Raw genomic sequence first — 11,216 nt, 5'->3', positions numbered from 1 at the left:
GTGCACCGATGTGCAGCCCATGCGCTCAAGGACAGGAGCCGGGAATAGCATCGCCGGAATGACGGTCAAGGCCCCAGATCAAAAGTAGGAAACTTCAGGTACACCATTGCGAGCACCGTCCTGGCGGCAACCCGTCGCGGCCTGGGGGCCGCTCCTACCTGACCACCGTCAAGCGCGCCGCCTTTGGCTTTTCCGCCTCCGCCGGCATCGCCGGCAGGGTGCCGCGCTGATAGCACACCGTCACCGCCTCATTACCAAGCAGTCGACGCAGTTGCTTGAGTAGCGCATCGCGCGGTTGCACGCGCCAGGCGTCTCCGCAGAGCAGGCGCGCGCGCACCCCGGGGCGCTGATAATCCATGAGGATGCGCAGATCGCCCCCGCGGAAGGGCTCCATGATGGCCCGCAGTTGATCGACCAAGGCGGGGTCGCAGGCCGGGCCGGCGCCGGGCGCCCCCAGGGTCAGGGCCAGATGGTCGGCCTGGGATTCGCGCGCCTGCTCGAAGGTGCGCACGTCCTCGGCGCGGAAGGTCCAATCGTTGCGGAAGTCGTCGAAGCTCAATGACCCGGTCACGGTGATGAACTGGTCCGGGACCAGCAGGGCGCGCGCGGTCTCATAGAGTTCGGAGAAGACCGTCACCTCGATCCGCCCGGTGCGGTCGTCCAGCAGCACCGAGCCCATGCGCCCGCGCGGGGTCTTGCCGTGGCGCACGCTAACCACCAGCCCGGCGATGGTGCGACGGTCGCGCTCGCGTCGCTTGCTGTCCCAGCGTTGCTCGGCATCCGCGGGATCTCGCTCGGTCTCCTTGAGACGGGCGATACGGTTGCTCGCGCCCACCATGGCATCGATCTCACCGGTATAGCGGTCGATCGGATGGCCAGTCAGATACAGCCCCAGGGTCTCGCGCTCGCCGGCCAGGCGCTGTTCGTCGTCCCAGTCCTCACGCGTTTCGGATGCAATCTGCGGGTCCGGCGCCGCGTGGGCCTGCTCGCCGGTGTCCAGCAGGTCACCGAACAGGTCGAACTGGCCGGCCGCCTGGGTGGCCCGGTGCTGCTCGGCAAACTTGAGCGCCAGCGGCAACTGGGCCATCAGGGTGGCGCGATTTGGCGCCAGCCCGTCCAAGGCCCCGGCACGGATCATCCCCTCCAGCACGCGGCGGTTGGCCTTGTGCAGGTCGATGCGCCGACAGAACTCCCAGATATCACGGAAAGGGCCGCCGGTGCGCCGCGCCTGGAGCATGGCCTCGATCGCCCCCTCGCCGACCCCCTTGATGGCCCCCAGCCCATAGACCACGGTGTCTGGCCCGTCGATGGTGAACTGATACTCCGAGCGGTTGACCGCCGGCGGCCGCACCTCCAACTTCATCAAGCGACACTCTTCAATGAGTGTGACCACCTTATCGGTATTGTCCATATCCGCGGAGAGCACGGCGGCCATGAAGGCGGCCGGGTAGTGGGTCTTGAGCCACAGGGTCTGATAGCTCACCAGTGCATAGGCGGCACTGTGTGACTTATTGAACCCATAACCGGCGAACTTCTCCATCAGATCGAAGATGTGCGCGGCAATCCCGCGGTCCACCCCGCGGCCCTCGGCGCCCTCCTGGAAGATGGCCCGCTGCTGGGCCATCTCCTCGGCCTTCTTCTTGCCCATGGCGCGGCGCAAGAGATCCGCCCCGCCCAGCGAGTAGCCGGCCAGAACCTGGGCGATCTGCATCACCTGTTCCTGGTAGAGGATGATGCCGTAGGTGGGTGCCAACACCGGCTCCAAGTCCGGGTGCGGATAGGCGACATCGGCGCGCCCGTGCTTGCGGTTGATGAAGTCGTCCACCATGCCGGATTGCAGCGGTCCGGGGCGAAACAGGGCGACCAGGGCCGTGATGTCGCCGAAGGAGTCGGGCTGGAGCTTTTTGATCAGCTCCTTCATGCCGCGCGATTCGAGCTGGAAGACGGCGGTGGTCTCGCAGCGCTTGAGCAGTGCAAAGGACTCGGGGTCGGCCGGGTCGATCTGTTCGATATCGATGGGTTCGGCACCGGCCGGCAGCCGGGCGTTGATGGTCTTGAGCGCCCAATCGATGATGGTGAGTGTGCGCAGACCCAGGAAGTCGAACTTCACCAGGCCCACCGACTCCACGTCGTCCTTGTCGAACTGGGTCACCAGGTTGACCCCGCCCGGCTCGCAATACAGCGGCGCGAAGTCGGTCAGCCGGGTCGGGGCGATGACCACGCCCCCGGCATGCTTGCCGGCGTTACGGGTGCAGCCCTCGAGCTTGCGCCCCATGTCGATGAGTGCATGGACCTCCTCGTCGTCCTCGTAGGCCGCCTTCAGGTCCTCGCTGTCGGTCAGCGCCTTCTCCAGCGTCATGCCGAGTTCGAAGGGGACCATCTTGGCCACCCGGTCGACAAAGCCATAGGGGTGCCCCATCACCCGACCGACGTCGCGCACCACCGCCTTGGCCGCCATGGAGCCGAAAGTGATGATCTGGGAGACCGCCTCGCGCCCATAGCGGTCGGCCACATAGTCGATGACCCGGTCGCGGCCCTCCATGCAGAAGTCGACGTCGAAGTCGGGCATGGAGACGCGCTCGGGATTCAGGAAGCGCTCGAACAGCAGGTCGTGCTGGATGGGGTCGAGATCCGTGATCCCGAGCGCATAGGCGACCAAGGATCCGGCGCCCGAGCCGCGCCCCGGCCCCACCGGGATGCCATTGCGCTTGGCCCAGGCGATAAAGTCCGCGACGATCAGGAAGTAACCGGGGAAGCCCATCTGGCAGATGACCCCGAGCTCCAGGTCCAAGCGCTCGGCGTAGAGCCGACGGCGATCCTCCTGATCCGCCACCGCCCGTAACAGGCCCCGTTCGAAGCGGTGGTTGAGGCCCGCCTCGGACTCCGCGCGGAAGAACTCGTCCATGGTCATGCCGGCCGGCACCGGGAAGTCCGGCAGATAGTTCTTCCCCAGCTCCAGCTCCAGGTTGCAGCGCTTGGCGATCTCCACCGAGTTCTCCAGCGCTTCCGGACAGTCGGCGAAGAGCTCCACCATCTCCTCGGGGGTGCGCAGGTACTGCTCCTCACTGAAGATGCGTGGGCGCCGCGGGTCGTCCAGGGTACGGCCCTCGTGGATGCAGACCCGCACCTCGTGGGCCTCGAAGTCGTCGCGTTTGATGAAGCGCACGTCGTTGGTCGCCACCACCGGCACGCCCTTGACCAGCGCCAGGGCCACGCTCTGCTCGACCAACTCCGCCTCCTGCTCACGCCCGGTGCGGATCAGCTCAAGGTAATAGCGATCGCCGAAGACGGCGAGCCACTGATCCAGCAGGTACTCGGCGCCCATGCGGTTCCCCGCCAGCAGGGCGGATGCCACGTCTCCCTGGGGGCCGCCGGAGAGTGCGATCAAGCCCTCGGGAGCCGCCGCGATCCAGTCGCGTTCCACCTGGGGCACGCCCAGGTACTGGCCCTCGACATAGGCTCGCGAAATCAACCGGGTCAGGTTGCCGTAGCCCTGTTTGTCCTGCACCAGCAGCACCAGCCGGTGCGGCTTGTTGGGGTCCGCGGGGTTCTTCACCCACAGGTCCGCCCCCGCGATGGGCTTAATGCCGGCATTGAGCGCGGCCTTGTAGAAACGCACCAAGGCGAAAAAATTGCACTGGTCGGTGATCGCCACCGCCGGCATCCCGGCCTTGCGGGCCGCCTTGACCAGGGGTTTGACCCCTACCAGGCCATCGACCAGTGAATATTCCGTGTGCAGGTGCAGGTGGATGAAGCGGGGGTCCATGGGGGCTCGGCTGTGGTGTGGGATGAGGGCGTCGCGGTCGCAGGTCGGGGGCGGGAGTTTACCAAGATGAGGGGGCGGGAGTCTCAGCAGCGTCCGGGGGCCGTGAGTCCCGGCTGGTTTTCCGCCCGCTAAACCGTATAGTGGGCCGCTGACCGCCGGCGATCGACCGCCTAACGAGGAACCCCAACCATGGCCGCACCGAACCTGCAACAACTGCGCCCCTTGCAGGACCAACTTAACGCCCATCCCATCTACAGCGCCATCCGCGAGCGGCGGGACCTGCGGATCTTCATGAGCCATCATGTTTTTTCGGTCTGGGACCTGATGTCTCTGATCAAGTACCTGCAGGGACACCTGGCGCCGGTGCAAGTCCCTTGGATGCCTCAGGGAGACCCGGCACTGCGGCACTGCATCAATCAGTTGGTCCTGGAGCAGGAATCGGATAGCGCTCCGACACGCGATGGCGGGGTCCGCTACGCGAGCCAATTCGAGTACTACTGCCAGGCGATGAACGAGGTTGGTGCCGACGGTGAGAATCCCAAGCGTTTCCTCGCCCTGGTCGCCGAACGCGGTGTCGACCAGGCACTCTACTCCGACCTGGTGCCCGTGCCGGCCCGCTATTTCAGCGAGACCACCTTCGGCTTCATCCGTGAGAACAAGCCACACGAGGTCGCCGCCGCCCTGGTGATGGGACGCGAGCACCTGATCCCCGGCATGTTCCGGCAATTCCTGACCCACATGGCACTGACCCCGGACCAGGCCCCGTCCTTTCACTATTATTTGAACCGTCACCTCCACCTGGACGAGAACGGCCAAGGTCCCCTGGCACTGCGACTGCTGGACTATCTGTGTGACAACGACGCGGTGCGCCTTGGGGAGGCGGAAACCGCCGGGGAGGAGGCACTCTGTGCCCGGCTGCGCCTGTGGGACGGGGTGCTGGAGGCGATCGAAACCGGCCGCCGCTAGCCGCCAGCCTGCTCCGTCCACAGGTACTGGAGCACCTTGCGGACATAGTTCTGGGTCTCGGCATAGGGCGGGATCTGATTGCCGTTGCGGATCACGGCGTTCTCACCGGCGTTGTAGCCAGCCAGGGCCAGTCGCATGTCCTGGCCGAACATCTTGAGCAAATCGTGCAGATAGGCCGCCCCGCCGCGGATGTTTTCCACTGGGTTGAAAGAGTCCTTGACGCCGTAGCGCGCGGCGGTGTCCGGCATCAGTTGCATCAGCCCCTCGGCACCCGCCCGGGAGACGGCCTCGTGGTTGTAGGCCGACTCGGTGCGGATCACGGCATGCAGCAACTGCGGACTCAGGCCATAAACCTGGGCATAGGCATTGATGATCCGCTCGAAGCGCGCACGCCGGGTGGTAAGGGACTGATCCGTTGCGGGCGCTGAAGCAAACGCCGGAGCAAGGCGGGCCGTCGCCGGTTTGAGACTCAGGGCAGCGACGCCCGCGGGACCACGACCGACCGCTGGACCGAGACGCAGACCGAGATTGGCCAGACGCTGGCGATTCTCGCTGATCACGCGTTGGCGATTGTTAACGACGACCGGCGTCGACTCCCGCTTCCAGGTGAGCCGATACTTGGAGTCGGTCAGCGGGGCATCCGTGAAATAGGTGTTGCCCTTGGCGTCGACATATTTGTAGACGTCCGCCCGGGCATCGGCCAGCAGCAGCGCCGACGCCGCGATCATCAGTACCGGCATGACCCTCGGCATGTCTACATACCCCTTTAACAACAAGGACTCACATCGGTCCGCCCGCCGACTCCACCCATGAGTCACGCACGCGGTGTCGGTTCAAGACCAACCATTGGACGGCGATCATGAGCGTGGCGGGGGTGAGCGGTCCGCGACCCAGTTCGCACATCGCCCGCTCCAGGTCCCACACCACCACCCGCGTCCACTCGCCCTCCCGCGGGCACCCCGACGCCCGGCAGGCTGGCGACGCTCACCTCCCCGAAGAACAGCTCCACACACTCCCTGTCTACCAGCATGCACTGACCCGTGTCCGGCACCCGTCTGGCGAGCCGGTAGCGATTGAGCTTCAGGAAAGCGTCGCTGAGTGGCTCATGACCAATGATCCCGACGTCAGGAGTCATGTGTGAACCTTAGCACCGATTGTAGAAAAGCGCGACACCGAGACTTTGGAACACATCGCATGCCCAATCAAGTCGTGCCGGGGCGCTCATTGATTCCAGAGATTTTTGATAAGGTTATATTTGCCACTTAGTGTGGTGCAACAACCAACGACCGGCTGTCGCCCGAGAGAATATTGTTATTGCGTTTCCGATCGCCCTGCCTATAATCGCCCTGCACTATCCACTACGTCACATTGTCCGGGGGGAACATGAATCGACGTTATTTCCTAGGGTTGTCTCTGTCCACGATTGCCGCACCCGTGCTGGCCAAGAGGCCGGCAGAACGTCCGCGCGCACTGTCCCTGCACCACATGCACACCGACGAGAAGATCTCCGTGGTCTACCGCGAAGGCGACCACTACAAGCGCAGCGCACTGCAACAGCTCAATTATTTCCTGCGGGACTTCCGCACCGGCGACACCATGCCGATGGACCCGCAATTGTTCGACCTGCTCCACGACGTGAAGACGTCGCTGGGCGACCCTGATGCCCGTTACGAGATCCTGAGTGCCTACCGCAGCCCGCAAACCAACGCGATGCTGCGCGCCGAAAGCCACGGCGTGGCACGCAACAGCATGCATCTGTACGGCCAGGCACTCGACATCCGCTTCCCCGACTTAGGCATCAACCACATCCGGGACGCGGCCCTGTCCCTGGCCCGCGGCGGCGTCGGCTACTATCCGAGCTCAAACTTCGTCCATGTCGATACCGGCAATGTCCGGACCTGGCACGCCTGATCGCACTTAAGCGCTGAATCGAAAAAAACGCGGGGCCGAGGCCCCGCGTTTTTTTTGGGGCTGACGCCCCGTCCACTGCTTTGGCTTGGTCGCGGCCGGGGGGCCGCTCCTACACCCGTAGGAGCGGCCCCCCGGCCGCGACCGGTTACCGCAATAGGGATGATCAAGCCCCTAGACTTCATCTGGCCTTAACGAGGGCGAGCATAAACGGTCAAGCCAGCCCGATCAACACCCCTGGGCTCGCGGTGCGCTTGCGCAACACTGGGACATTTCCGTCACAGAAGCCCGCAGACACGCACCGGCGGCCTCAACCCAACACCCGGAAGCTGGCCGTCTGGGCCGGAATATCCACCTCGCGCACCGCGACCCGCAGGCCCTGGTTCAGCTCGGGCTCGTCGCGCAACCGCAGCCGCGTCTCCAACGCCAGCGTCGGCACCAGGGCAAGCCCCTTGTTGCGGTCGTCCTTGCCCACAATCGTCGCCTCGCCCTGCCAGTCCGGGTTGTCTTTGAGATAGACGAGCTTCCAGTGCAGGTTCGAGAGGCGTTCTGCGCGCCGCGTCACCGCCGCGGCCGTCTCGGCCTCCGCGATGCGCTCGGTTACCTGCTCCACGGTGAGGAGCGGCTCCCCGCGTAGCCAGGCGCGGATCTGCTGGTGGACAAGCAGGTCCGAATAGCGCCGCAACGGACTGGTCGCCCGGGTATAGAACTCCAGACCCAGCCCGGCGTGCAGGTCCGGCGCGCCCACGAGACGGGACGGCTTGAAGGCGCGGCGCCGAGCGAACATGGCGGCCAGGTCGCGGGGCTGTTCACCCGCCTCGGGCGGGGCCTGGGTCGCATAGGCAATCGGGATCGCGTGCTCCAGACAGAAACGCGCCGCGCCCTCCCCCGCCATCAGCATGGCGTCCGCCACCAGCTCCCGGCTCGCCAGCCGCGGCAGGGGACGGATCGACACCCGGCCATCCTGGACGCGCACACTCACCTCCGGCAGGTCCAGGCTGGTGGCCCCGGCGGCCACCCGACGGGCGCGGAAGCGATCGGTCAGGGCGCACATGGCGGCGAAAAGGGCCTCCCCCAGGCGACCCTCCACCTCATCGTAGGTCAGGCGCTGGGCACGGATCCAGGTGCGATGAACCTGCGTGGCGCACAGCACCCCGTCGGCATCGCAGCGCAAGGCAAACGACAAGGCGGGCGAGATCGGTTGCAGCCCCAGCCCCAGGCGCTCGGTCACGGCCAGGGGCAGCATGTTGATGACCCCCTCCGGTAGATAGAGATTGCTCCCGCGGGCGCGTGCCTCCCGCTCGATCTCGCCCTGCGGCGCGATCAGGGCGGCGACGTCAGCCACATGGACCCACAGACAGTCACCGTCCAGGCTCAGGGCGTCGTCCGGGTCCTGGTTGCCCAGGTCGTCGATCGCATAGGCGGGCAGCCCGGTGAGATCCAGCCGGTCCTCCAGCGGAAGTTCGGGTACCGGCCATGCGACCTCCCCCGTCGGTACCTTGCACCGCCCGGGATAGGGATTGTGCCGGTCCGCCCAATAGCCGACCTGGATCAGCGCCCGATGGGCATTGACCGGGTTCTGCTCGTGCCCCAGGGCATCCAGGATGCGGCTGCGCTCGGTCTGCCCCAGGGCCAGGCGCTCCACCTCGACCAACCGCGGCCGGTCTTCGGGGGCCGGGCGAGCCTGCGCCATCCGCGTCAGGAAGTCCTGCCAGTCACGCTCGGCCGCCGCCTTGGCCCCGCGCTCGGCGCGGTCGCGTTCCACCTCGGCGCGGGTGCGGGCGCGAATGGCCGTCGGGTTGCCGGTAAAATTGAGCCCATCCGCCACCAACTGCCAGGCCGCCCAGGCAGTCGCCGGGGTAAAGGCCTCGAAGGCAAGTTCGGCCAGTTCCTGCAGCGTCGCCGTGCCACCCTCCAGCAGTTCCCAGGCGGCCTCGGGTTCCCCTTGTTGTGGCAGCAAATCCCCGACGCCGCGCAGGGGTCCCGGGTGGAGCAGCTCCAGGTCCTTCGGGCGCACCCGCTTGGTCTGCCCGGCCTCCAGCTCGATCTCGATCTTCTCGCCGACGCTGACCACACGGGCGGGCCGTATCTTGTAGAGCACCAGGCTGTTCACCGGGGGGCTGGATTGATATGTCGACAAGGGGCTGAGTGCTCCGCGGTGATGGGGGGCTCGGGGCTGAGCCAGGTCGGTGAATGGGGCGCGCGGCCCCGGAGCGGGACTCGGCTTTGGGTATGATACCCCGATGCCGCGATCCACTGGCGCCGCCGCATGGTGCCGACCACCCGAGCTTCTTGAGGACCTGACGATGAACCCAGACTGGCGCGCCTTCTTGACCGCCCGCGGTGCCCCTAACGCCACCGGGGCCGCCGCGGCGGACTGCACCCGCTACGACCTCTCACACCTGGGGCTGATCGCCGTCCAGGGCGCGGACGCGGATGGTTTTCTACAGGGGCAGCTCTCCAACGACATCCGCATATTGAGCGCCACCCGGTGTCAACTCAGCGCCCATTGCAGCCCCAAGGGCCGGATGCTCGACCTGTTCCTGGCGCTGCGGCTGCCCGATGGCATCGGCCTGCAACTGCCCCGCGAACGGGTCGCGCCGGCCATCAAACGCCTCGGGCTCTATGTGCTGCGCTCTAAGGTCACGCTGCTCGAGCACAGCGATGGCCCGGTGCGCATTGGGCTGGCGGGCACCGGCGCCGCCCGGGAATTGGAGCGCCTCGGACTGCCGGTGCCCGAGCAGAATTTCGCTGCGGTCACGGCCGACGCCGTCACAGTGCTGCGCCTACCCGGCACGCCACCGCGCTTTGAGCTGATCGCCGAATGCGCACGCCAGATCGACCTCTGGGACGCCCTGGCCCCGGTCTCCGCCTGGGGCGACGCCGACGCCTGGGCACTGCTCGACATCCGCGCCGGCATCCCCAGCGTCTACACCGCCACCAGCGATGCCTTCGTGCCGCAAATGGCAAATCTACAGTTACTCAACGGGGTCAGCTTTACCAAGGGGTGCTATACGGGTCAGGAAGTCGTCGCCCGGATGCAATACCTGGGCACGCTCAAGCGCCGGATGTATTGGGCGGAGGTTGAGACTGACATCCCACCGCAACCGGGCGACGCGCTTGAGTCCGCCGCCAGCACCTCGGAGCAAGGCGCCGGCCGAGTGGTGGATGCACGTCGCAGCGGTGACGGGCGCTATGAACTCCTCGCCGTGGCCGAGATCGCGGCGGCTGAGACCGGCGAGGTGCGGCTCGGCGCGGACGGACCCCCACTGAGGCTCCAGGCCCCACCCTATGGCTTCCAGGCGCCCGCCGGGTAATCCGGATCAGGTACGACTGACGCCGCTGTTACCGTGAACGTCAGGCCAGCGCCCGGTGGGAGCGGCTTTAGCCGCGACGGGACCGCGCAAGCTTCGGTGGCCTCATCGCGGCTAAAGCCACTCCTACAGCGGACCTTGATCGTCCGGGGTAGCTGCCATGGCCGTTAGCCTTGGCTTGAGTGTCTTTAGCCGAATTGCCGGTAGACGTTTCAATGTTTGATTGCGTGGATCCACATCAATGCCAACGGACTCCAAGGCGGTCACTCCGAGGATGGGCTCCGTTCCAGGTTCTCCAATAATAATCGTTCCCCCCACAATCTCCCCCATGAACTCAATGTCGCCGGTGGTGATGTCCATCTTGATCTCGCTACCGTCTGCCAGCTCGACAATGCGCTGCGCCTTGGGCTTCAGGCCAATAGACTCAAGGCAATCCCTTGGCACGAGAGAATCCGTTGCACCGGTATCGACAAGAAACAGCCCCTTCCATGATCGCTCCGGGCTTGCGGGATTTCTTATTGTCACCGTCACCTGCGTTGCGCCCATCACTCACCTCACTGTAGGCTAATTCGGTGACAGTATACTGAATTCAGTTGCCGTGGAATCGGGGGCGGGCTCGATCGGCGGTCCGAACGCCTCTGGGGAGTCCATCGGCGGCGACTCGGGGGCGGGCCGGCCGTCCTGGCTCGCCTGCCTTAACCGTTCAGCCCCGCCAGGAGGCACCTCGTGACACCGCTCAAGCGGTGTCATGCATGTGTTCGGCGCTGTGCGCCCCGAAACCGCCGCAGGCCGCACAGCTGCCAACACAGGGGTGACACCACCGGAGCGGTGTCATCAAAAGGGTCAATCTGCGGCAAGACGCAGGCCGATGATGGCGTTGCGCTCGTCGGGTGGGTCGTGGAGGCGAGGTTGCGCCCGCGGCCGCCCCACGAGCCGCCGCGCAGGACGCGGCCCCGTCCGTCAGTCGGCCCAGCGGGGTCCGTAACCGGCCCCGCCGGATACTCGCCGAACCAGTCCGCGCACCATTCCCGGACATTGCCGTGCATCTGGTACAGCCCCCAAGGGTTCGGCGCAAAGCTGCGCACCGGCAGCGTGCGTTCGCGATGGTTAAAGTGGCCGCCGCTCGCGCCGATGTCAGCAACCCGGCGCCATGGCCTGGAGCTGACTCCAACTCAGGGTGCTGTCCCGGCCAACTCCGATCGCTCAGGGCGATCCAATGAACAACGGCTACTGTCGCAGCGAGAGCCGCCCGTCTCGGTGGG

8 protein-coding genes are annotated in these 11,216 nt (G+C 66.0%); 3 read left to right on the top strand and 5 right to left on the bottom strand.

Annotated features, from left to right (window positions below):
- Positions 1-154: 154 nt before the first annotated feature.
- The gene (gene dnaE / locus QZY44_RS06930) at positions 155-3,766 is read right to left on the bottom strand and encodes a DNA polymerase III subunit alpha (protein ID WP_295444114.1); all 3,612 of its coding nucleotides are present in this window, start codon (positions 3,764-3,766) and stop codon (positions 155-157) included.
- Between the two features lie 189 nt (positions 3,767-3,955).
- Between dnaE and QZY44_RS06925 the strand changes: the two genes are divergently transcribed.
- A complete protein-coding gene (locus QZY44_RS06925; RefSeq protein ID WP_295444111.1) occupies positions 3,956-4,732 on the top strand; it encodes a DUF3050 domain-containing protein in 777 nt (258 codons plus the stop codon).
- Here QZY44_RS06925 and QZY44_RS06920 read toward each other — a convergent pair.
- Positions 4,729-5,484 (bottom strand): lytic transglycosylase domain-containing protein, encoded by a 756-nt coding sequence (locus tag QZY44_RS06920; protein WP_295444108.1) that lies wholly within the window; start codon positions 5,482-5,484, stop codon positions 4,729-4,731. The two genes, QZY44_RS06925 and QZY44_RS06920, sit on opposite strands and share 4 nt — an antisense overlap.
- A 631-nt stretch (positions 5,485-6,115) precedes the next feature.
- Here QZY44_RS06920 and QZY44_RS06915 point away from each other — a divergent pair.
- A complete protein-coding gene (locus QZY44_RS06915; RefSeq protein ID WP_295444105.1) occupies positions 6,116-6,643 on the top strand; it encodes a DUF882 domain-containing protein in 528 nt (175 codons plus the stop codon).
- A 307-nt stretch (positions 6,644-6,950) separates the two neighbouring features.
- On the opposite strand, the gene QZY44_RS06910 is transcribed toward QZY44_RS06915, so the two are convergent.
- Entirely contained in the window at positions 6,951-8,780 is a 1,830-nt protein-coding gene (locus QZY44_RS06910) for an RNB domain-containing ribonuclease (RefSeq protein WP_295444102.1), read from the bottom strand.
- A gap of 166 nt (positions 8,781-8,946) precedes the next feature.
- Here QZY44_RS06910 and QZY44_RS06905 point away from each other — a divergent pair, with 166 nt between their 5' ends.
- Positions 8,947-9,957 carry a folate-binding protein gene (locus QZY44_RS06905; RefSeq protein ID WP_295444099.1) on the top strand — a complete coding sequence of 337 codons (1,011 nt, stop codon included), beginning with the start codon at positions 8,947-8,949 and terminating at the stop codon, positions 9,955-9,957.
- A 123-nt stretch (positions 9,958-10,080) separates the two neighbouring features.
- Here QZY44_RS06905 and QZY44_RS06900 read toward each other — a convergent pair whose 3' ends face one another.
- On the bottom strand, positions 10,081-10,500 hold the full coding sequence (locus QZY44_RS06900) for a clan AA aspartic protease (protein ID WP_295444097.1): 420 nt from the start codon (positions 10,498-10,500) through the stop codon (positions 10,081-10,083).
- 200 nt (positions 10,501-10,700) lie between these two features.
- Positions 10,701-11,087, bottom strand: a complete 387-nt coding sequence (locus tag QZY44_RS06895; protein ID WP_295444117.1) for an SUMF1/EgtB/PvdO family nonheme iron enzyme — start codon at positions 11,085-11,087, stop codon at positions 10,701-10,703.
- Between the last annotated feature and the right edge of the window lie 129 nt (positions 11,088-11,216).

Source organism: uncultured Thiodictyon sp., assembly GCA_903837595.1.
In the GTDB taxonomy this organism is placed as follows: domain Bacteria; phylum Pseudomonadota; class Gammaproteobacteria; order Chromatiales; family Chromatiaceae; genus Thiodictyon.
This window is presented reverse-complemented; position numbering and strand designations above follow the sequence as displayed.